A 21,825-nucleotide genomic window follows, 5' to 3' on the forward strand; every position below is an offset into this window, starting at 1 on the left:
CCATGAATGACGATTCACAAGCTCATAGGTTATCGTTAGCTACCGTCACCATCACCACTGATGGGGCAACTCGCAGCGACCCTGGGCCAGGAGGCTGGGCCGCGCTGCTGGAATATGGCACCCATGAACGGCTGATTGATGGCGAGGAGCCCACGGAGACGACCACCAAGGTGATGGAACTGGTTGCGGTTGCTGCTGCGTTGGAAGCGCTGAAACGTCCTTGTCATGTGGTGCTGCGGTGCGACTCAACCTATGTTCGCGATGGTCTCATATGCTTGCTTGATGGTGGCGCACTCCCCAGGACGAACCGTGCGGTCTGGGAGCGGCTGAGCGCCGCCATCGGACGGCATACGCTGGAGCTTGGCTCGGTGAAGGGTCGTACCGGTGATCAGCGTTATGAGCGCGTCGATGCGGCTGCGCATGCGGCGGCTAACCGGGCGTATGCGCACGTCGCAGCACAGTATGGCAGCAACATCGGTGACGATACCTTCACTCATGCCCTGGCTCTCCTGCGCACGGCGCTCGCTTGTCCACAAGCCGAATTTCGGCCGGGGCAGTGGGAGGCTATCGAGCAACTTGTCGTTCATCGCGCCCGCCTGCTCGTTGTTGAGCGAACCGGCTGGGGCAAGAGCCTTGTCTACTTCATGGCTACCCGGCTGCTCCGCGAGCGCGGGGCCGGGCCGACTCTGCTTATCTCGCCGCTGCTGGCGCTTATGCGCAACCAGATCCTTGCCGCAGACCGGCTTGGTGTGCGAGCCGAGACGGTTAACTCCACCAACAAAGATGATTGGGATCAGGTGCTTGCACGGCTCCACGCCAACCAGATCGACGTGCTGCTGATCTCGCCCGAGCGACTCGCGGACGAGACCTTCCGTGAACGCTACCTGCTGCCGATTGCCGCCAGCATTGGTCTCTTTGTCGTCGACGAGGCCCACTGCATTTCGGATTGGGGACATGACTTTCGCCCTGATTACCGGCGCATCGTGCGCATCCTCCAGGCGCTCCCAAGCACGATCCCTGTCGTCGCCACAACCGCAACCGCCAACGAGCGTGTCGTGCGCGATGTGGTCGAACAGCTCGGTACTGAAGTACAGGTCATCCGTGGGCCGTTAATCAGAACGAGCCTCTCGCTCCAGAACATTCATCTGCCCAGTCAGGCGACCCGGTTGGCCTGGCTCGCCGAGCACTTACCGCAGATGCCAGGGAACGGCATTATCTATGCGCTCACGAGGAAGGACACCGAGCATATTGCCGCGTGGCTGCAGATGCAGGGTATTGCGGCTGAGGCGTATCACGCAGACGTGGAGAACGATCGCCGCGTGACACTCGAAGCGCAGTTGCTCGACAATCAACTGAAGGCGTTGGTGGCAACATCGTCCTTGGGGATGGGTTTCGACAAGCCCGACATGGGCTTCGTTATCCACTTTCATCGCCCCGGCTCGGTCGTCCACTACTACCAGCAGGTTGGCCGCGCCGGGCGTGCGATCGAGCACGCCTATGGGATCATGTTGAGCGGTGACGACGATGATGAGATCCTAGACTACTTCATCGCTACGGCGTTCGAACCCGAGGAGCACATCGCTGCTGTGCTGGCACAGCTCGAAGCGACCGATCACGGATTGAAAATCAAAGAGCTTGAGCAAGGCCTGAATCTGCGACGGTCACATATTAAGCATATACTCAAGCTCCTTTCGGTCGAGACCCCTTCGCCGGTGAGTGAGCAGCACGACGGCTGGCATCTCAACCCGATCAACTATGTCCCCAACCAGGAGCGGATTCAGCGAATTATTCGCCAGCGACGCGAAGAGCAACAGCGGATGTATGCGTACCTTCATACCCACGAGTGTCTGATGCGCTTCTTGGGGCGCGAGTTGGACGATCCCGCTGTGTCCAAGTGCGGCCGCTGTGCGAGTTGTGTTGGGCAACCACTTCTGCCCACTTCCCACTCGGTGTCCCTGGCTACTCAGGCCGAAGACTTTTTGCGGCACCTCAACCAGCGCATCGAGCCACGCAAGCAGTGGCCCGGCGAGGCATTGGTTGTGCCACATGGCTGGAAGGGTAACATTCCAGTCCATTTTCAGGCGGAGGAGGGTCGCACCCTCTGTCTTTGGGGTGATACGGGCTGGGGGGAGCTCGTCCGCAAGGGTAAGCAGCGTGATGGGAGGTTCGCCGACGAATTGGTTCAGGGCGCCGCTGAGCTAATCACGCAGCGCTGGCACCCAGATCCAATGCCAACCTGGGTCACGTGCGTCCCGTCGCAGCGCCACCCTACCCTGGTCGCTGACTTCGCCCAACGGCTGGCTCAGGTGCTCCGCTTGCCGTTCGTCCCCGTGGTGCGGCGCATTCGCCCGACCGAGTCACAGAAATTGATGCGCAACAGCTACCAGCAGGCGCACAACCTCGCAGGCGCATTCACCATTGATGCCTGGTCACATCTTGCCAAGCCGGTGCTCCTGGTCGACGATATCGTTGATTCAGGCTGGACGTTCACCATTCTTGCAGCGCTGCTGCGCGAAGCTGGCAGCGGATCGGTTTATCCCTTCGCGCTTGCCCAGGTGCTTGCCGATGACGATGAACGTAGGCCATCGCCAGGATAGGCGCAAGCGCTTTTCTCCTGCACGGAAGGGAGGTACAATGAAGCGCAGAACGGTTTGTGATGCGAGGAGAGTTTACCACAATGACTAGTCATGTGCTCACACCCGATACGCAGGCCATCCTGCTCCTCTGTGGCAGTCTTGGCCAGTCGCGTGCGCGTGAGGCACCCCTCACCCAGGGTGAGTACAACCAGGTTGCGCAGTGGCTGCAGCGCGAGCAGCTACGTCCGGCCGATTTGCTCCAACCTGAGGGACTTAACCGTGTGCAGGCGGCTGGCGCAACATTGCCCCTGGGACGTCGTGTCGAAGGCCTGGTCTCGCGGGGGGGCGCACTCGCGCTGGCCGTCGAGTCCTGGACGAATAAGGGGCTCTGGATCATCAGCCGGAGCGACCCGGACTATCCCCGTGCCTTGCGCAGCCGCCTGGGGAGGCAGGCACCACCGATCCTCTACGGTGTCGGCGAGCGCCTCCTACTCGAGCAAGGCGGTCTCGCGATTGTCGGCTCACGCGACGCCGACGAGGGTGGGCTTGACTTCGCCCGCTCGGCTGCGCTGGCCTGTAGCAGGCAAGGGGTTCCGGTCATCTCAGGTGGAGCCCGTGGCGTGGACAGCACTGCGATGGATGCCGCCATCGAGTCCGAGGGCGTTGTTATCGGCGTCCTGGCCGATAGCTTGGCACGTGCTGCGGTCACACGGAAATATCGCACCGCGATCCGAGAGGGCCTGCTGGTCTTCGTTTCCCCCTTTGATCCTGACGCTGGGTTCAACACAGGCAATGCGATGAATCGGAACAAGGCGATCTACGCCCTCAGCGATCTCGCCCTCGTGGTGAGTGCTACGTTAGAGAAGGGCGGTACATGGAACGGTGCGACTGAAAACCTTAAGCACGGATGGGTGCCGCTCTTCGTGCGCAACGAAACGCCGCAGCTCGCGGGCAATCGCCGCCTCATCGAGCTTGGGGGGTACAGCGTCGATCGCGGCGTGCTTGACCGTCGGGTAAGCGTCGACGATTGGCTCGACGGACGGGAGCTTGCAAGCAATATGGGTCTCCCCCTCCAGCCTACCATGGCGATATCAGAAGCCGTACCGATACAGACCGAGGAGGATGCCGCACTGAACACCCAGAGCTTAGCAGAACTGCCTGCGGTTGCCGAGGGCTTCCCTGCAACAAACATTGAGGCAGAATCTTCGCTCACATCGTCTGAAATCGCTGAGGCAACCTCTCAGTTGGTCGAGAAACTGAAGCAACAGCCAGTTGTCACGAATGGAGACGAGTACGATCTCTTTGGGATCGTGTGGCCCTACCTCAAGCAAGCCCTCGCAACACCCCGGACTGACCGTGAGGTGGCTGAACTGTTCCAGCTCGAGCTGAAGCAGGCCCAGACATGGCTCCGCCGTGCTATCGAACAGGGAAGCCTGAAAAAGTTACAAAAGCCTGTCCGATATGTCGCGACAAATTCCACCTTGCAGCCACTACCACTATTTGACCAAAATGACTATCAAGGGAATGCTGCAAGCTGAAAAGGAACGCCCATGCAACAGTGGGATGTCGATGTGCAGCGCCGAACGCTTGTGTATGCAAACAAGATCCTTGATGTGGTGGATAGATTGCCCAATGCACGATCGGCCTCCATTCTTGCGAATCAGTTGGGGCGCTCAGCGACGTCAGTGATGGCGAATCACGCCGAAAGCACGCGGGCACGAAGTGTTGCCGAGAAGATCGCGAAGCAGGGCCTCTGTCTGCAAGAGTTGCAAGAGTCTCACGCCTGGCTTGCGCTGCTCAAGCTGCGCACGTATTGTGATGTTGAAAGCTGTGACGAACTCCTGAAAGAAACCGATGAACTGATCGGTCTCTTTGTCGCCAGCATCAAGCGCTTCGCAAACCAGTGATCGCCCTAGATTTCCGCTTTCCGCTTTCATCTGATGAGCTGATCGGTCTCTTTGTCACCAGCATCAAGCGCTTCGTAAACCAATGATCGCTCTGGCTTTCCGCTTTCCGCTTTCCGCTTTCATTTTTCATCTTTCATCTTTCATCTTTTATCTTTTATCTAAGGTCAGTGCTTCGACCTTCTCGGGCGCGCGCCTGGAGCAGGCCCTTGGGATGTCAGCGACGATACGCAATGTCACCACGGTACGCCGGCTGGCCGCGAAATATGGCGTGGACGCGTAACGTCCGATGCGCTGGGAGGAGTTGATGGACACGACGCTGGTTGCAACGACCGAAGTGACCTTTGCCCGGCAGATCCTCCGGGCCGATTGCCCGGTGCTCGTCTGTTTTGGCGTGCGCACGTGTCCTGCCCGTCGCGCTTTGCTGCCGATCCTGACGCGCATCGCGGTCGCGTTCCAGGGACAGCTCCGGGTCGCAACGGTGCTGCTTGACGATGCCCCGTTGCTCGCTGAGCAGTATGGCATCGTGGCCTCCCCAACGCTGGGGGTGTTCCAGCACGGTGAGCGCCAGGGTCAGGTCGTTGGGTTCATCCCGGAGGGGTTGGTTCAGGTGCTTGCCGACGAGGTGTGCCACGGTGCGGTGAGCGGCGACACGCGCTGGAGCCCGTGCGAAGAACGGTTTGAAACGGCGGTGATCATCCCGTTGCTCGCGCAGTGGGGGTTCACGGTTCAGCGTCAGGTGCCGTGTGTGCTGCCGAGCCACCCCACCGCACACCGTGGCCGGATCGATCTGCTGGTCTACGAGCATCCATCGAGCCCGCCCGTGACCCTGATCGAGAGCAAACGGCAGATCAGGCATGCCCAGGAGCTCCGGCAGGCCGTCACGCAGGCCGCAACCTATGCGCACAGCCTGGCCCTCGCCTCGTTTGTCATCGCCGCGCCGCGCGGCCTGTGGATCTATCGATATGGCGACGCCGGCGCGGTCTGCGAGCGCCACGTCACCAGTCTCGCGTTGCATCAGACACCGGAACTGCCGCGTCACCTGCTCCTTCAGCTGCGGGCTGGGGGCGCGGCAGCATAACGGGCACGCATGGCTCGGCGCACGACCGTGCAACGAAGGTGGTTCTTTTGACGCAACGGCGCAACGGCGCAAAGGTTTTCGCGGAGGTGCGCGAACCCTTCGCGCCTTCGCGCCTTCGCGTGAGCTTCGTTGCACGGTAGGGTGGCTCGGCGACGAGGCCAGTTCGCTGGAACGATGGAGGGAGTTGTGGGGCCTGGGAGCACGGTGGACTGCTGGAACGCTTGGCAGCACACCGTCCGGCTAGTCGACGTGCTCCGCCGTGATTTCACCGCCAGGTATCCGCGCTGCGTTGGGGGCGAGCGAGCCTGTCCACCCGAGGATTGTGCAGAAATGTATCGCTTTGCAGAGATTCTCCGTGACCTCGCCGATGACACGCTGGACGACGATCTCCGCGCCTGGTTGCCGCAGGGGTATGACCCGGCCCGCTTCGACCCCGCCGCGGTGCGTTTCAGCGACCCGGCCCGGCGGCTGGCCTACAGTTGGTATGGCAATGCTGAGGCAGGGGATGACCCGTTTGGGGGGTAGGGTTGTTCAACGGCATCTGCGGTCATCGCCGTGAACGGTTCGGCTGCTGGCTCGCACAGATCGCCTTCGCGGCCTGATCCAGACAGGGCAGGCCAGCTTCGTATGCTGTAGCTGAGGCGTTGACGCCAATGGTGCGGGCGTATGGACGAGATCCGAAGGTCTGGCGGGGTATATGAACGGCAGAAGTCCATTGCCCTGAGCGAGCGTTTCAAGGCGGCCTGATGAATCGGAAACGGCTGTAACGATGCATACCCCTCGCCGACGAAAAGGCTATGGTATAGTGAAATAAGATACACTTTATTCCCTTGCCATAAAGATCAATGGACAATCGTCAATCAGCACGCGCCTATGCGTCGAGTCATGTGTCGGCAGGGTTGCTCCCTGCATCAATTGCCGAGTTAACCCATCTCAATACGTCCGATATATTGACCGCTTTCGGGGTACAACGCGAGTGGCCGTTGCGTGGCCTATTCGAGATTCTCTGTCGCCCGGCGGCACATCGCTTTGCCCGTGAAGTCGTGGCACTCGACCAGTTGGTGGGTTCCGCCGGTCTGGCGGTTGGTGGGGCCTGGATGGTTGGTCGGTGGGCCGAACGGTTCACGGTGCTAGGCGATCCTCCGCCTGATGGGCCGTTGTTGCTGGTGGCGAACCATCCCGGTATGCTCGATGCGATGGCGCTCTTTGCCGGGATTCAGCGTGAAGACCTGCGAGTGCCGGCGATTACCCGGCCCTTTCTGCGCTGCTTGCCGCATATCAGGTCGGTCTTGATCCCGGTAGGTGGGCAGCCGGGTGAGCGGGTGACGGCGTTGCGCACGGCGGCGCGGCATATGCGGGAAGGTGGGGCGATCCTGACGTTTCCAGCCGGTCGGATTGAGCATGATCCGCTGATCGATGCACGTGCCGTCACGGATCTGGCGCACTGGTCAGAGAGCATTGGCCTCTTTGCGCGCCTGGGTGGTCAGGTTCCGGTTGTGCCGGTGATTGTGGCTGGTGTGATTGCCCCTGAAGCGCTGCGGCATCCGATCGTTCGTTTGCGCCGTCGTCCCGAAGATCAACGCTGGCTGGCCGCAATCTTGCAGTTGTTGCGCCCACAGCTGGGGCGGGTGCATGTGCGCGTCAGCTTCGGGCGTCCATTGTCGTCAACGCTTCCTGACCTTGCCGCTGCCGTACGGGCCGAGGCGCGCCGTCTAATCGAAGGGTTGCGTCAAGCATGAAGCATGTTCTTGCCCGTGTTCGGCGTGGCTCGCCCCTGGCAATTGTGTTCGCTTCCGTTTTCATCGATATGCTGGGCTACGGCATGATTGTGCCGCTGCTGCCATTTCTGGTGCGTGAATATTCCGCAAGTGCGCTGCTGGTTGGGCTGCTCAGTTCGCTCTATGCGCTGATGCAGCTTTTTATGGCCCCGCTGCTTGGGGCCGTTTCCGATCGCATCGGGCGTCGTCCGGTGCTGATTGGCTGTATCGCTGGCTCGGGGGTGGCGTACCTGCTGCTCGGGCTATCGAATACGCTGGGGTTGCTCTTTCTAGCGGTTGGTCTGGGCGGCATGGCCGGTGCCAGTATTCCGACGGCTCAGGCCTACATTGCCGATACGACCAAAGCGGAGGATCGGGCGCGCGGGTTGGGGTTGATCGGGGCTGCGTTCGGGCTGGGGCTCATGCTGGGTCCGGCCATGGGTGGGCTCCTGAGCAGCTACGGCCTGGCTGTGCCAGCCCTAGCTGCGGCTGCTTTTGCCGCCTTCAATACAATCTATGCCCTGCTTGTTTTGCCCGAGTCGCTCCCACCCGAGCGACGGAGCCATCAGCCGTTGCACTTGCGCAACCTGACCGCACAACTGGCCGATGCGCTGACCCTGCGCCGGATCAGGTTGTTGCTGGTGGCGATCTTTTTGCTGAACCTGGCCTTTGCCGGGTTGCAGAGCAACTTTCCGTTGTTCACTAATGTACGCTTCGGTTGGGACGTGCGGCAGAACGGGATCTTCTTTGCTTTTATCGGTGTGTGTGCCGTGATGACGCAGGGCTTTCTGATCGGTAAACTTCAGCCGCTTTGGGGCGAGGCGCCGTTGGTGCTGGCAGGGTTGGGGTTGATGACGATCGGTTTGCTGTTGATCGCCCTGGCTCCGCAGGCCTGGTTGCTCTATCCGCTGGTGGGAACAATGGCGGTCGGGTTGGGTCTGGCCATTCCCTCGTTGTCCGCACTGGTCTCACAGCGCGCCGGTGAACATCGCCAGGGGGCGGTTATGGGCGGTACCCAGTCGCTCTTGAGCCTGACCCTGATCATCGGGCCGCTGCTGGCAGGGTTGGCGTTTGATCTGGCCGGGCCGGGCGCCCCGTACCTGCTCGGCGGTGGCTTGGCCGGCCTGGCGTTCCTTGCCGCAGCGGCCACGTTGCGCCCGTTGCTGTCTTCAGGGGAACAGACCGCTTCGAAAGGCTAGACAAGGAAATAGAAGATAGGAAAGAGAAAGTAGATCAATCAAAACTTCGCGCCTTTGCGCCTTTGCGTCAAAATTACGACTGTTTTTTGTCAGAAAGCACAGATGAAATGAGGAAGCCCAATGCCTGAGAGTTTGCGAGCTCGTGTAAATGTTGTTGCCAGCACCACGCTTCCGACCCGTTATGGCGTGTTTCAGATGCATGTGTATGTTGACGATAACGGGTTGGAGCATGTCGCGCTGGTCGTCGGCGATCTCGCCGGTTCCGCCCCGGTGCTGGTGCGACTGCACTCCGAGTGCCTGACCGGCGACGTGTTCGGGTCGCAACGCTGTGATTGCGGCGAGCAGTTGCAGCAGAGCATGATCGAACTCCAGGCGGCACAGCGGGGCATATTGCTCTATCTGCGTCAGGAGGGGCGTGGCATCGGGTTGGTGAATAAGATTCGCGCATATGCGCTGCAAGATACCCAAGGTCTGGATACGGTCGATGCCAATCGGGCCCTGGGTTTGCCTGACGATATGCGCGAGTATAGTCGGGCCGCCGCCATTCTAGCCGACCTCGGTGTGGATCGGGTGGCGCTGATGACAAATAATCCGCTGAAGATCCAGGATCTGCAACAGCACGGGATCGTTGTTGTCGAGCGTTGTGCGGCGCACGTGCCACCGAATGTCCACAACCAGCCGTATCTTCAGACCAAACGCGAACGCATGGGTCATTTGATCTAAATGCGTGCAAGCTGTGCTTGCACGCATTTAGAAGGGAGGGAGGGGGTTTTTCAGGGAGGGCTTGCCCTCCCTAGCACCCTCCCAGGGCGATTGCATCATACGAAATCGGATACAACGGGGCACCCGCAAGGGGTATCCGTACCGGGGTGGGGCACCCGCCAGGGGTGCCCCTACAGGGCCGGGGGGCGGGCCCGGTGTAGGGGCACCCCTGGCGGGGGCCCTGGCGGGGGCCCTGGCGGGGGCCCTGGCGGGGGCCCTGGCGGGTGCCTTGGCGGGGTGCATACACGGAAGATGCAATCGCCCTGGGACCCGCCCTACCGCTGATCGCGTGCGTTTTTCAGGGAGGGCAAGCCCTCCCTGTGACCCGCCCTACCGCTGTCGCGCTGCGTGCAACGCATCCAACACCCGTGCCGCTGTGTCGTCCCAGGTCGGTAGCTCGGCGGCACGGGTTCGGGCTGCTGCCGCCATCTGCGTGCGTTGAGCCGGGTTGTTCAAGAGTTGGCGCAGCGCCGTGACCAAGTGGGTCTGGTTCCCCGGTGCGGTCAGGATGCCTGCCTCGGGGCCGACCAGGTCGGGAACGGGGCCGACGGCATAGGCGATGATCGGGAGCCCATGGGCCAGCGCTTCGGCAAAGACCAGCCCATACCCTTCGTAGCGCGACGGCAGGACAAACAGGTCGGCCCGGCGATAGGCCGCAACCAGATCGGCGTCGCTGATCGGGCCGTGGACGACGATTGAGTCTGTCGGCGCTCGCGCAATGGCAGCCTGTACCCTGCGGGTATAGGCCAGGTCAACGTCGGTCTCGCCGATCAACTCTAGCCGCGCCCCCTCCGGTGCGGCCTGGCTCCACGCTCGTACCAGATCGAGAATACCTTTGCGCGCAATCCACTGAGCAACGCAGAGCGCCGTCAGGGGGTGTTTGCTGGAACCCTCGGCTGGCGCGGCGGCTAGCGACGTGAGCCGATCGTAGCCGCCGGGTGCGACCGTGATCCGCGCTGAGGCAACTCCCCGATCTTCAAGGATGTGCCGCCCGTGCTCGCTGACGGTGATCAGCCGGTCGGCCCGCAACAGCGGTGCCTCCAGTTCAAGATCGCCGACAGACACACCTTCGGCCCCGGCGACGCTGGGGAGTTCGTGAACCAGCGCTACCAGGGGGCGGACGGCGCGCCAGCGATCGGCCCAGTGGGCGCAGAGGCCCCGTGCCAGAGCATCAATCAGCAGCAGATCGTAGGCGGTTGGGTCGAAGCCGCCAAGTTTCGGGGCCGCAATGAGCTGCGCAGCGAGATCGGCGCCACTCGGAACAAGCTCAGTGATGGTAACCCCGGCCTTTTGCAAGCGAGCGAAGACTTCACGGTGGTAGAGGTAGCCACCGGTCATACGTTGGGTGTCACCGACGGTCAGACATGCGACATGCATCAGAGCTGATCCTCATAGGCGGCATAGGCATCGGGGTTTTCCCAGATCCGTACCGTAAGCGTGACGATTGGACTGCCCTGCAAGGCCTGGGCCAGCCGGTGCCAGCAATAGCCAGCCAGGTTTTCCGCCGTCGTATTGATCTGCTCCAGCCCGGGCACATCGGCCAGGTCGCGGTAATGCAGGTCGTTGACGATCGCATCAAGCGCCACTTGTAGGCGCGTTATGTCAATCAGCGTGCCGTCTGGTTGTAAGCGCGGCCCGCGGATCACCACCTCAATGCGATAGGTGTGGCCGTGCATGCGTGTCGCCGGGCCAAAATCGCCGACCAAGCGGTGCGCTGCTTCAAAACGGGCGCTCACTCCAATTTCAAACATCGTTGCCCCTCATGCAATAGCTTGCACATAAGACGGTTAGTTTGACGCAAAGGCGCAGAGGCGCAAAGGTTTGATGGATCGGCATGCCCAGCTTTGCGCCTTTGCGCCTTTGCGTCAATAGTGTGAACAGTTCAATTATACGTGATGACGACCTGCACGGCCTGCTCGGGTTGTTCGTCGATCAGTCTGTAGGCATCGGCGATCCGGGCGAATGGTATGTGGTGGCTAATGAGCGGTGCCAGCTGGAGTTGCGGCAACCAGGCGAGCACCGCCTCCCAGCGCCGATTATGATCCCAGCGCGCTGTCACTTCGGGGCTGAGCCGGCCTACCTGCGACGAGCGCAGCGTGATCCGTCCGCGGTGAAAATGCCCGCCCAGGTTGAGTTGCACTGGTTTGTGTCCGTACCATGAGCCGACGACCACGTTGCCCTCGGGCATGACGCACGCGATGGCCGCCTGGAGTGCCGCCGGTGAGCCGCTGACCTCGATCGCCAGGTCGGCGCCCCGGCCCCTATTCAGATCGCGAATCTCCTCCGGAAGGGTCGGCGTCGGCGCCAGCGCAACATCGGCACCGACGTGCAACGCCAGCGTGCGCCGCGCCGGGACAGGTTCAACCACAATGATCTGGCCCGCACCGGCTCGTTTGAGCAACTGCACGACGAGTAACCCGACCACGCCTTGCCCAAAGACGATTGCGGTCTCGCCCAGGTTGATCCGTGCATCGTGGATCAGGTTGATGGCGGTTTCGGTATTAGCGGCGAAAACCCCTAGTTCCGGTGTCAGGTGTGCCGGTAAGCGCCGACAGAGATCCGCCTCGATACAGAAGTGGCTCTGGTGCGGATGCAGGGCGAAGACACGATCACCCGTTGCGAGCGACGTCACCCCGGCACCGACCGCCGTGATTTCGGCGACACAGGCATAGCCGAACTTGATCGGGAAGCCGAAACCGCCCGCCAGGGTCGGCAGGTCAAGTGGCAAACACGGATCAACCTCGCCCCGGTAGACCAGCATCTCTGTGCCGTGGCTGATCGCCGACGCGCGCACAACGGCCTGCACCTGGCCGGGGCCAGGCAGGGCCAGCGTCTCGTCACGGAACTCAACCTGGCGTGGCGCGCTGAACCAGGCTGCGCGAGTCGTTGTTGGTGGCGTCGTCACGATGGCGAACCAGTTTCTGTTGCCGAGCCGACGTGCCGGTAGACTATCTGGCCTTCGATGATCAGATCAACCCCAGCGTGCGTCAGCGTGACTCCTTCCAGCAAGCATGCGTCATCAAGGTGCTCAATGCCCAGGTCGCCAACCGCTGCGATCCCCGTGCCGAGGATCTTCGGTGCCATCGTGATCGCCAGGCGATCGGCGAGGCGGTGACGCAACAGACTGGTGATCAACTGTGCGCCGCCCTCAACCATCAGCGTAGCAATGCCTCGTTCGGCCAGGATCGCGAGCAGGTGCGCCAGATCGACCCTCCCATCAGCCAGGGCCGGCGTCTCGATCAGGGTGACGCCGCGTTCGGCAAGCTGCACACGGCGTTCCTGCGGTGCGGCGCTCGTACAGGCGATCAGCGTGCCAACAACAGCCCCGTCGCGCAGAACGGCAGCGTTGTCCGGCAGCCGCAAGCGGCTATCAACAATCACGCGTAACGGATCAGTACCGGGCACCAGGCGTACCGTCAGACGAGGATCGTCGGCCAGCACCGTACCGACCCCGACCATAACCGCATCGCTCGCCGCCCGCAGTTCATGGCTGAACCGCAACGACTCAGTGCCGCTGATCCACTGCGAGCTCCCGCTACGCGTCGCCAAACGCCCATCGAGGGTCTGCGCATAACTCAGCGTGACAAGTGGGCGGCTCATCCGCGCCGCCGTACAATCTCGACGACCGAACCGTCGAGGATCGTATCTTCGAGGCGCACCCAGGGTTTCGTAACCTGCACCTGAACGGCTTGGACGCGAGGATGGTCAGCGAGCACAGCGGCGGCGATCCGCTCGGCGACAGCTTCGGTCAACTGCAGCGGTTCACCTTCAACAATCTGGCGGGTGCGCTGGTGAACCTGGCTATAATCAACCGTCTGCTGCAAATCGTCAGTGCGCCCGGCAACCTGCAGATCGAGAAAAAGGGTCAGATCGACCACGAACTGCTGTCCGAGGCTACGTTCCTCAGGTCGGGTACCGTGATATCCAACAAAACGCATGCCCCGTAGATGGATTTTATCGAGTTCCATATATCCTCGCTTCCGGGCCGCAGCCCTGGATGTTGCAATAGCCCTGAAAGGATGGTATAGATCGGTTTTTTGGCAAAGCCAAAAAACCGATCTATACCATCCTTACTGTTCCGCCAGCAATCCATACATCAACGGAATCGCCGGCACATCATCAGGTGGATAATACCGGCGCTGATCATCAAGCCGCATCCGCGCAAAGGGCTTCTCGCCATTGATATAAAAGAACTCTTGCAACCGGCGAATACGCAGACCCGCAGCGGCGAAGGCACTGACGATCTCGCCGATACCCCAGCGATAGAGATGGCACTGGTGCGGATTGACGAAGTCGCGCACGCCCTCGGCGAAACCACCAGGACTGAGCCCGCCGCCGGCGGCCGCGACATAGTCGCCGACACCATCAAGCGTCAGCAACTCTCCACCGTGGGGATAGTTATAACGCAGCCGCCATTCGGGATCGAACATATTCGACGTAGGATGAAAGTCAACCAGCACAAACCGCCCCTCCGGTGCCAGGATCGCCGCCACACCGTTGGCGAAGGTGGCGAGATCGCGGAGCCAGCAGATCGCGCCATACCCGCAGTAGATCCGATCGAAGGAGAGACCCGCATGGGCCGCTTCGCTCAAATAGGCATACACATCGGCCTGCACAAAGGTGGCCTGTAAGTCGGTCGCCTCAGCCAGGGAGCGAGCATACGCAATCGCCGCATCGCTCAGATCAACGCCAGTAACAGTCGCCCCAAGGCGATTGAAGCTGAGGCTCTCGTGGCCGGTATTGCAAAACAGGTGCAGCAGACTGCGGCCCGTCATCTCGCCGAGCAAGGCCAGTTCTTCCGGAAAGACCGTCAAGCCACCTGTGCGCAGATAGTGCTGCAACCCTGGTCGATGGCTGGCATGGGCCTCAACCGCCGCATTCCATGAATGCCGATTATGCTCTGCTGCAACCTCAGAATCCACCGTCATGCGTTCTCCTGGTCTTCGATATTGTCGGTGAGAGTCAGCATAACTTCATTGTACCACTGATGTGTTAGGCAATCCGAATTGCCGCCTTTACTCATGCTATACTACCAACACGAGGAAGCCACAATGCAAGGTGGTCAGTGGTTTCGGCTCTGCCGAAACCACTGACCACCTTATCTCTCTATAGGAGTTTTCAACGATGAGCCAGAAATGGACCCAATTGGATATCCCTGATCTTACCGCTAAAGTCGTCGTTATTACCGGTGCCAACAGTGGCCTGGGCTTTGAGTCGGCGCGCACGCTGGCGTCGAAGGGTGCGACGATCGTGATGGCAGTGCGCACGCCGGCCAAGGGCGAACAGGCTCGCGCCGAGATTCTCAAGGTTCATCCGAACGCGGTCATCGAGGTGATGCGGCTCGATATGGGCGACCTGAGTTCGGTGCGTGAGTTTGCCGATGCCTTTGTGGCGAAGTATGACCGCCTCGATATTCTGTTGAACAATGCAGGTCTGATGGCGATCCCACGGCAAGAGACGGTTGATGGCTTTGAGATGCAGCTGGGGGTGAATCATCTCGGCCATTTTGCGCTGACCGGGCATCTGATCGCTACGCTTGTGAAGACCCCGAAGGCGCGGATTCATAATGTCTCTAGTAGCGCCAACTTTGCCGGGCGCATCAACTTCGACGATTTGATGGGCAAGCGCAACTATGGGCGTTGGGAGGCCTATGGCCAGAGTAAGCTCGCGAATATCTTTTTTACGTTTGAGCTGCAAAAACGATTAAGCGCAGCCGGGGTCGATACAATCACCAATACATCGCATCCAGGCCTGGTGATGGGCAACCTGCAAGAAAACAGTGTCGCGCAGTCGGGGACGCAGCTGGAGGCGCTCCTCTATCGGGTGATCCAGCCCATCCTGGCTCAGGATATTCACATGGGCGTATTGCCGATGCTCTATGGCATGACCGCACCCGACGCCAAGGGTGGCGTCTTCTACGGCCCCGAGACGTTCAATATGCGGGGCTACCCTGCCGAGCAAAAAGCCAACAAGGCCGCCTATGATGCGGCAGCCCTCACGCGTTTCTGGGAAGTCTCCGAGCAACTGACGGGGGTACGGTACGCCGTACTGGATAAGGTGGCGACGTAGGATAGCGCATGTCTCGTTGTGACATGCCTTGCTCCTCAGCTTTTCAGTGCGCGACACGGGCTAGACCTCACAAATCTTTCGTTCCGGCGCACCTGCCCATAGGGGAGGGCGGCCTCTCACACAAGGACTGGGGTCTAGCGGATTATTCACTCGTTGAGCGGCTGGAACATGGTAGGAAGCCAGGCTTGACAAGTATTTTTGATATATGCTAAAATAAATTTTAGGTAAGCCAAAATTTGAAAAGATGAGGTGGAGCGTAACCCTATGTTGATGCGTATGCTTAGTCTGATCGTTGTTGCCGTTGTTTTCCTTGCTGCCTGTGGGCCTGCCGCTGATGTTGCGCCACCCGCAACCGATGGGGCAGCTTCGCCCCTCAGGGTGGTCGCAACGACCCAGCAAATTGCCGATATGGTCCAGAATATCGCCCAGGATCGGGTTGAACTTACGACGTTGCTCGGGCCGGGCCTTGATCCGCACTCGTATGTTGCGACCGAGGGTGATTTGCAGACCTTCCAACAGGCCGATCTCATTCTCTACAACGGTCTGCAACTCGAAGCACAGCTCGAGCGGGTGCTGAAGCAGATCGGTGAACGAGGTGAGGTGCGTACCGTCGCTGTGGCCGAGCAACTTGATGCCCAACTCCTGCTGCAGTGGGAACCAGAAGAGGGCAAACCGTATGATCCTCATATCTGGAATGATGTTCAGCTCTGGATCAAGGTGACCGACATCGTTCGGGATACCCTGAGTGAGCTTGATCCTGACAATGCAGCGTTGTATGCAGCAAATACCGCTGCGTATGTCACTGAACTCGAAGCTCTCCATGTCTACTTGCTGGCCGAGGTCGAGCGCATTCCCGAGACCCAGCGCATCCTGGTGACAGCCCATGATGCCTTCGGCTACCTTGGTCATGTCTACGGACTGGCGGTTGAGGCGGTGCAGGGCATCAGTACCACCAGCGAAGCAAGTGTCGGTGATATCCAGGCGCTGGCTACGATCATCGTGGAGCGCAATGTCCCAGCGATTTTCGTTGAGTCAACGATTTCACCGCGTACCATCGAAGCCGTGCAGCAGGCTGTTCGCGCCCAGGGCCGTGATGTCGCCATTGGTGGCGAACTCTACTCTGATGCCATGGGTGAGTCAGGCACGCCTACCGGGACATACATTGGCATGATGCGTCACAATATGGATACGATTGTGGCCGCGCTTGCCCAGTAAGCGCTGTTCTCTGTTGGTGCATTGAAAAAAGCCAGCTACGCTGGCTTTTTTCAATGCACCAACGCTGAGGCGGCAACCTGCGCCCGTGTGCGTGAAACGTGGGCGGCAACAGCGTTTATCTAGATAGAATTTTATGGCAATTTTGGGCCACAAGCGCCTATCCGTGATGCACTTTGGTATAATACGCCTATGCCTACCTTTACGATTGATGGTACGCGCATCTATGCGCGTGAAGAGGGGCCACGAACTGGTCAGATCTGTCTGCTGATCCACGGCTGGTCAAGTTCGTGGTATGCGATGTCGCCGCTGTTACCTATTCTCAGTCGGCGTTTTCATTGCCTTGCCGTTGATCTGCCTGGTTATGGCAATTCCGAACGGCTCCCTACGCGTACCACGATCATGCGTTATGTCGATTTGTTGGCGAAACTCGTTCAGGAATTTACCGATAGCCCGGCGACCCTGATAGGCCATTCGATGGGGGGGATGATCAGCATCACTATGGCGCTGCGCTATCCTCAGTTGATCGATCGCATGGTGCTGCTCGCACCAACGATCAGTGGGCAACTCTCGGCGTGGATCACCTATGCGATTGCGCCAATTACGATGCTCGAGCGCCATACGATTGCCGATCGCCTGGTTTCGGCGATGGAGCCGTCGTTGTTGCGCATTACGGATCGTTTGATGCGCCCTGCCTCGTTTGCTGAACGGAGTGCGATTAGTGAGGCTGATTATCTGCGGTTACGGGCGGACGCGCGCCGTCCGGGGCAGGGTCGTGTCCGCGCCGAGTGTTATACTGCGATGCGCGACAATGATCTCCGTGGCCGCTTGCGCAACCTGGAAACGCCTGCCCTGGTCATCTGGGGGGCCGAAGATAATACCGTTCCCCTGCGTGATGCCGGGGTGGTCGCCGATGAGTGGGTTGGCGCTGATTTGCGCATTGTGCCCAAGGCCGGTCATTGGCCGCAGTTCGAGACGCCTGAGTTCACCTGGCGCATGCTGGCTTCGTACCTGGCGTTGCCCCTCATTACGACGCGCCTGGAGGACTCAACTACCTCGGCGGTGATCACGAGTGAGGTGGCCACTTTTCTCGCCAACTCGGATCTTGGCAGTGGTTTGAGTCTCGCGCAACGGACGCGTCTGGCTGGTCTGATGCGCCGACGCGTCCATCAAGCCGGGGCAATGGTGGCTGAAGCTGATGAAGCCTGCACCGATCTCTATCTGATCCAGGATGGCTCGGTCGAAGTCTGGACAAGTGCCGTTGACGAGCATACCCCGCCGCGCCAGCTTGCAACGGTCTTGCGTGGCCAGCTCACCGGCGAAATGGCTCTGATTGATGGTGGTCGCCGGAGTGCCGCCCTGCGTGCTGGCTTAGATGGTGCGGTGGTGCTGGTATTGCAGCGTGAACAGTTGCGTGCGCTGGTAGAAGATGATCCTGCCCTCGGCAATGCCGTTGTCTGGAACCTGGCTTCGTCGCTGGCGTTGCGTTTGCGCCTCGCGAATTTTCAGATGCAGATGCTGGCAACACAACTGCAAGGTGGCGTGGTTGGCGAGACGGTATGAAGTTTAGGGCTACTCAGCCCAGGGAGACGGTATGAAGATCGAGGTGACTGAGCAGATCGCTCCTGTACGCACAGCAGGTTTGGTGACCGGGGATGTGGTGGCTTTTCTGGTCTTTGCGGCGATCGGGCGGGGGAGCCACGGTCTCGCCAATGGCCCGGAAGCCCTGGTTGAGGTTACGCGTACCGCCGCGCCCTTTCTGGCTGGCTGGCTCGTGGTGGCCCCGCTGGTTGGTGCCTATAACCGTGCTTCCACCTCGGATGTTGGTGGTATGCTCCGTACGACCTTGCTCGGTTGGAGCGGCGGCATCATCATTGGTTCACTCGTGCGTGCGGCGATGATGGGGCGTTTTAGCCCGATCTCGTTCTATGTCGTCACCTTTATCGCCGCGCTGATCATCGTCGGTGGCTGGCGGACGATCTTTGCCTTGATCGAACGACGTTAGAGTCGTTTGGCTCGCACAAAAACAGGCCAGCTTTGCTGGCCTGTTTTTGTGCGAGCCGTCTCTTTTACAGAATCTGACTCAAGAAGAGCTTGGTGCGTTCGTGATGTGGGTTGGTGAAGAAGTGTTCGGGGGTGCCCTCTTCGACAATCTGGCCGCGATCCATAAAGACAACGCGGTCGGCGACTTCGCGGGCAAAGCCCATTTCGTGGGTGACACAGATCATCGTGATACCCTCGCTCGCGAGCGTCTTCATCACATCGAGTACCTCTTTGACCATCTCGGGGTCGAGCGCCGAGGTTGGTTCATCAAAGAGGATAATGCGCGGATCCATCGCGAGCACGCGGGCGATGGCGACGCGCTGCTGCTGCCCACCCGAAAGCTGTCCAGGGAATTTCAGGGCCTGTTCGACGATGCCGACGCGTTCCAGCAGTTCAAGCGCCCGCTGCTCACTCTCTTTGCGCGTCTTTTTGCGCACCCAGACCGGGGCGAGGGTCACATTTTGCAGCACCGTCAGATGGGGAAAGAGATTGAACTGTTGAAAGACCATCCCAACTTCGCGGCGGATGGCATCGATATTGCGAATATCGTTGCTCATCTCGATCCCGTCAACAATAATGCGGCCCTGTTGATGCTCTTCAAGGCGATTGATCGTCCGAATGAAGGTACTCTTCCCGCTGCCCGAAGGACCACAAACGACGACGACCTCACCTTTCTTCACCCGAATCGAAACATCGTTGAGTGCACGGAAATCGCCAAACCACTTGCTTACATTCTCGCAAACAATAATATCTTCACTACTACTACTCATCTTGCACCTCTATTCAGATTCGCCTCGATCTGGCGAGAGCTACGTGACATCGTAAAGCTAAAGATCCAGTAGATCACCGCGACGACAAAGAACGTCTCGCGCCAGACGCCACCGGGGAACCCAAGCCATTCGGGCTGAGTATTGATCGCACGGGCGACGCCGAGCAGATCGAGCAGACCAATGATCGCCACGAGGGAGGTGTCCTTAAAGAGCGAGATGAACTGCCCAACGAGCACCGGAATAACCGCTTTGAGGGCCTGCGGCAGGGTAATCAGCAGCGTTGTCTTCACCACATTGAGGCCGAGCGCACGAGCGGCTTCGACCTGACCTTTGGGGATCGACTGGAGGCCACCGCGCACATTTTCGGCAAGGTAGGCGGCACTAAAGAGCGTCACCGCGACCACCGCACGCACGACCGCATCAATGCGCACTTCCGAGGGCAAAAAGAGGGGCAGCATCAACTGGGCCATAAAGAGCACGGTAATGAGCGGCACACCACGGATCAGTTCAATATAGACCACACAGAAGAACTTCACCACGGGCAGACTGCTGCGTCGACCGAGGGCGAGCAAGACCCCAAGGGGGAACGAGAGCACAATGCCACTGACGGACAGCAACATCGTCAACATCAAGCCACCCCAGAGGTTAGTTGGTACGGCGGTGCCGCCAAAACCCTGGAGGATCATGATGATCGTGGGGTAGGCCAGAAACCAGCCCACAATAATCGGCCAGCGCAACCGCTCACCGCCTGCGCGTCCCGCTGCATACGCCCCACCGACCAGCGCGGCAATGCCCACGAGCACAAGTTCGGTCGTCAGTGGGGCTGGCGGATTTGCCGGGGGCAACTGCGTCCACAGGGCAGTCAGCACAAGCATCATCCCCGCAAAGCCAATCGTCAGGGCCTGCGCAATCCCGCGCCAGACGCCACCGCTGAGGCCGAGCAAGATTGCCACGAGGGCGAGGGCCAGTTGCGGGCGCCACAACTCAGCCGCAGGATACCGACCAACCAGGATCAGGCGGCCATTGGAAGCGGCCGCAATCCAGCCCTCGGTCGTAAAGGCCCACTGGAAGAAACCGGTGACAACCTGAACGACGATCACCAGCAAGACGACCGAAATGAGTGAGTTGTACCAGGTACTGAAGAGATTTTTACGCAGCCAGCCAGGAACATCAATTCCTGGTTGGGGCGCACGGGTTTGACTCTGGGAAACCTCAGTTGCCATGCTACTCCCTAACGCTCGACGAGCTGAATGCGCTTGTTATACCAGTTCATAAACAACGACGTCACCAGGCTGACCGTCAGATACGCCGCCATCACCATCATAATCACCGGCACGGTCTGGCCGGTCTGGTTGAGGGTTGTGCCAGCAATCGAGAAGAGGTCAGGATAGCCAACGGCGACGGCGAGGCTACTATTTTTGGTCAGATTCAGGTACTGACTGGTCATCGGCGGGATCATAATGCGCAGGGCCTGGGGGAAAATAACTAGGCGCAGTGTCTGCCCAGGGGTAAGGCCCAGGGCACGGGCGGCTTCACGTTGCCCCTTATTCACTGCCTGAATACCGCTACGCACAATCTCACCGATAAAGACCGAGGTATAAATGACCAGGCCCGCCAGGAGGGCGGCAAAGCCAGGTGTAAGCCCGATGCCACCGACGAAATTAAAGCGCTGCAGCTCAGGGATCGAGAGGCTCAACGGCCACTCACCATTGGAGAGGCCAACAAAGACATAGCCAATAGCGACGACGGCACCAGCAAGCAAAAAAGCCTGCGGCATCGCAACACCGGGGCGGTCACGGCGGGCAAACTGGATGCGGCGCACAACATAAAAGGCAATGCCTGCCAGCAGACCGAGCCAGAGCCACGGAACCCACGCGCCAAAGTCACTGCCTGTTACAGGCCATGCCATCGTGACCCCACGGTTATGCAAATAGATCAGCCCGAAAATACTGATGCTGTCTTGCTGCCGCGGAAAGGTCTGGGTCAGGGCAAGCCACATAAAGAGTTGCAACAAGAGCGGCACGTTGCGCACAATTTCGACATAGACCGTGGCAACATTGCGCAACAGCCAGTTTTCGGAAAGGCGGCTGATGCCCAGAATGATTCCGATAATGGTGGCGAGGATGACCCCTGCGATGGCGACCCGGATCGTGTTGAGTACCCCAATAAGCAATGCATAGCCATACGTATTGCTTGGGTCGTAGGCAATAACACTTTCACCAATCGAGAAACTTGCTGGTTGCGAGAGAAAAGCAAAACTTGGGAGGAGATTTGCCTGGCGAAGCCCGGCCATCATCGTCGTGTAGAAAAACCAGAGCACACCTACCACAATGATGACAAAGAGTACCTGAAACAAAACAGCCAGAATGCGCGTGTCGCGCCAGAAGGGGATGGTTGTCTTTTGCACTGGTGGCGCAGCAGTTGCCATCGCGATTGCTCCTCTCACATCATA

Annotated in this window: 22 protein-coding genes; 13 read left to right on the plus strand and 9 right to left on the minus strand. The window is 59.8% G+C overall.

Annotated features, from left to right (window positions below):
• The first annotated feature begins 2 nt into the window (after nucleotides 1–2).
• From EYB53_RS01545 to ribA, 9 genes are all read left to right on the plus strand, one after another.
• Nucleotides 3–2,597: a RecQ family ATP-dependent DNA helicase gene (locus EYB53_RS01545; RefSeq protein ID WP_135476028.1), complete on the plus strand. Its 2,595-nt coding sequence runs from the start codon at nucleotides 3–5 to the stop codon at nucleotides 2,595–2,597.
• An 80-nt stretch (nucleotides 2,598–2,677) separates the two neighbouring features.
• A complete protein-coding gene (locus EYB53_RS01550) occupies nucleotides 2,678–4,114 on the plus strand; it encodes a DNA-processing protein DprA (RefSeq protein WP_135476030.1) in 1,437 nt (478 codons plus the stop codon).
• Between the two features lie 12 nt (nucleotides 4,115–4,126).
• Nucleotides 4,127–4,483: a four helix bundle protein gene (locus EYB53_RS01555; protein ID WP_135476032.1), complete on the plus strand. Its 357-nt coding sequence runs from the start codon at nucleotides 4,127–4,129 to the stop codon at nucleotides 4,481–4,483.
• A gap of 82 nt (nucleotides 4,484–4,565) precedes the next feature.
• Nucleotides 4,566–4,763, plus strand: coding sequence for a hypothetical protein (locus tag EYB53_RS01560; RefSeq protein WP_135476034.1), 198 nt, complete (start codon nucleotides 4,566–4,568; stop codon nucleotides 4,761–4,763).
• Between the two features lie 24 nt (nucleotides 4,764–4,787).
• Nucleotides 4,788–5,561 (plus strand): thioredoxin family protein, encoded by a 774-nt coding sequence (locus EYB53_RS01565; protein WP_167857201.1) that lies wholly within the window; start codon nucleotides 4,788–4,790, stop codon nucleotides 5,559–5,561.
• 174 nt (nucleotides 5,562–5,735) lie between these two features.
• A complete protein-coding gene (locus EYB53_RS01570) occupies nucleotides 5,736–6,086 on the plus strand; it encodes an IS1096 element passenger TnpR family protein (RefSeq protein ID WP_135476038.1) in 351 nt (116 codons plus the stop codon).
• A gap of 320 nt (nucleotides 6,087–6,406) precedes the next feature.
• Nucleotides 6,407–7,300 (plus strand): 1-acyl-sn-glycerol-3-phosphate acyltransferase, encoded by an 894-nt coding sequence (locus tag EYB53_RS01575; RefSeq protein WP_135476040.1) that lies wholly within the window; start codon nucleotides 6,407–6,409, stop codon nucleotides 7,298–7,300.
• Nucleotides 7,297–8,517, plus strand: a complete 1,221-nt coding sequence (locus EYB53_RS01580) for an MFS transporter (RefSeq protein WP_135476042.1) — start codon at nucleotides 7,297–7,299, stop codon at nucleotides 8,515–8,517. The genes EYB53_RS01575 and EYB53_RS01580 overlap by 4 nt, the downstream gene beginning before the upstream one ends.
• A gap of 120 nt (nucleotides 8,518–8,637) precedes the next feature.
• On the plus strand, nucleotides 8,638–9,240 hold the full coding sequence (gene ribA / locus EYB53_RS01585; protein WP_205712556.1) for a GTP cyclohydrolase II: 603 nt from the start codon (nucleotides 8,638–8,640) through the stop codon (nucleotides 9,238–9,240).
• 369 nt (nucleotides 9,241–9,609) lie between these two features.
• Here ribA and EYB53_RS01590 read toward each other — a convergent pair whose 3' ends face one another.
• The 6 genes from EYB53_RS01590 to EYB53_RS01615 all read right to left on the minus strand — a co-directional run bounded on the left by EYB53_RS01590 (nucleotide 9,610) and on the right by EYB53_RS01615 (nucleotide 14,207).
• Nucleotides 9,610–10,656: a glycosyltransferase family 4 protein gene (locus EYB53_RS01590; protein WP_135476046.1), complete on the minus strand. Its 1,047-nt coding sequence runs from the start codon at nucleotides 10,654–10,656 to the stop codon at nucleotides 9,610–9,612.
• Nucleotides 10,656–11,030: a 6-pyruvoyl trahydropterin synthase family protein gene (locus EYB53_RS01595; protein WP_135476048.1), complete on the minus strand. Its 375-nt coding sequence runs from the start codon at nucleotides 11,028–11,030 to the stop codon at nucleotides 10,656–10,658. The genes EYB53_RS01590 and EYB53_RS01595 overlap by 1 nt, the downstream gene beginning before the upstream one ends.
• A gap of 131 nt (nucleotides 11,031–11,161) precedes the next feature.
• Nucleotides 11,162–12,184: a zinc-binding dehydrogenase gene (locus EYB53_RS01600; RefSeq protein ID WP_135476050.1), complete on the minus strand. Its 1,023-nt coding sequence runs from the start codon at nucleotides 12,182–12,184 to the stop codon at nucleotides 11,162–11,164.
• Nucleotides 12,181–12,879 (minus strand): RibD family protein, encoded by a 699-nt coding sequence (locus tag EYB53_RS01605; protein WP_135476052.1) that lies wholly within the window; start codon nucleotides 12,877–12,879, stop codon nucleotides 12,181–12,183. Before EYB53_RS01605 ends, EYB53_RS01600 begins: the two co-directional genes overlap by 4 nt.
• On the minus strand, nucleotides 12,876–13,247 hold the full coding sequence (gene folB, locus EYB53_RS01610) for a dihydroneopterin aldolase (RefSeq protein WP_135476053.1): 372 nt from the start codon (nucleotides 13,245–13,247) through the stop codon (nucleotides 12,876–12,878). The genes EYB53_RS01605 and folB overlap by 4 nt, the downstream gene beginning before the upstream one ends.
• 102 nt (nucleotides 13,248–13,349) lie before the next feature.
• Complete coding sequence (locus tag EYB53_RS01615; RefSeq protein WP_135476056.1) at nucleotides 13,350–14,207, minus strand: class I SAM-dependent methyltransferase; 858 nt, start codon at nucleotides 14,205–14,207, stop codon at nucleotides 13,350–13,352.
• A gap of 196 nt (nucleotides 14,208–14,403) precedes the next feature.
• Here EYB53_RS01615 and EYB53_RS01620 point away from each other — a divergent pair, with 196 nt between their 5' ends.
• The 4 genes from EYB53_RS01620 (at nucleotide 14,404) to EYB53_RS01635 (ending at nucleotide 18,565) form a co-directional block, all read left to right on the plus strand.
• Complete coding sequence (locus tag EYB53_RS01620; RefSeq protein WP_135476058.1) at nucleotides 14,404–15,348, plus strand: oxidoreductase; 945 nt, start codon at nucleotides 14,404–14,406, stop codon at nucleotides 15,346–15,348.
• Nucleotides 15,349–15,612: 264 nt separating this feature from the next.
• Complete coding sequence (locus tag EYB53_RS01625) at nucleotides 15,613–16,563, plus strand: metal ABC transporter solute-binding protein, Zn/Mn family (protein ID WP_135476060.1); 951 nt, start codon at nucleotides 15,613–15,615, stop codon at nucleotides 16,561–16,563.
• A gap of 189 nt (nucleotides 16,564–16,752) precedes the next feature.
• Nucleotides 16,753–18,123 (plus strand): alpha/beta fold hydrolase, encoded by a 1,371-nt coding sequence (locus EYB53_RS01630; protein WP_135476062.1) that lies wholly within the window; start codon nucleotides 16,753–16,755, stop codon nucleotides 18,121–18,123.
• Nucleotides 18,124–18,154: 31 nt separating this feature from the next.
• Nucleotides 18,155–18,565 (plus strand): DUF3054 domain-containing protein, encoded by a 411-nt coding sequence (locus tag EYB53_RS01635; RefSeq protein WP_135476064.1) that lies wholly within the window; start codon nucleotides 18,155–18,157, stop codon nucleotides 18,563–18,565.
• 64 nt (nucleotides 18,566–18,629) lie between these two features.
• Here the strand turns inward: EYB53_RS01635 and EYB53_RS01640 are convergent, their stop codons facing one another.
• From EYB53_RS01640 to EYB53_RS01650, 3 genes are read right to left on the minus strand one after another with little or no spacing between them, the layout of a single operon-like run.
• Nucleotides 18,630–19,373, minus strand: coding sequence for an amino acid ABC transporter ATP-binding protein (locus tag EYB53_RS01640; RefSeq protein WP_135476066.1), 744 nt, complete (start codon nucleotides 19,371–19,373; stop codon nucleotides 18,630–18,632).
• Complete coding sequence (locus tag EYB53_RS01645; protein WP_135476068.1) at nucleotides 19,370–20,596, minus strand: amino acid ABC transporter permease; 1,227 nt, start codon at nucleotides 20,594–20,596, stop codon at nucleotides 19,370–19,372. The genes EYB53_RS01640 and EYB53_RS01645 overlap by 4 nt, the downstream gene beginning before the upstream one ends.
• Nucleotides 20,597–20,604: 8 nt before the next feature.
• The gene (locus tag EYB53_RS01650; RefSeq protein ID WP_135476070.1) at nucleotides 20,605–21,801 is read right to left on the minus strand and encodes an amino acid ABC transporter permease; all 1,197 of its coding nucleotides are present in this window, start codon (nucleotides 21,799–21,801) and stop codon (nucleotides 20,605–20,607) included.
• Nucleotides 21,802–21,825: the final 24 nt, after the last annotated feature.

Origin of the sequence: Candidatus Chloroploca mongolica (genome assembly GCF_004762035.2) — a bacterium.
GTDB lineage: Bacteria > Chloroflexota > Chloroflexia > Chloroflexales > Chloroflexaceae > Chloroploca > Chloroploca mongolica.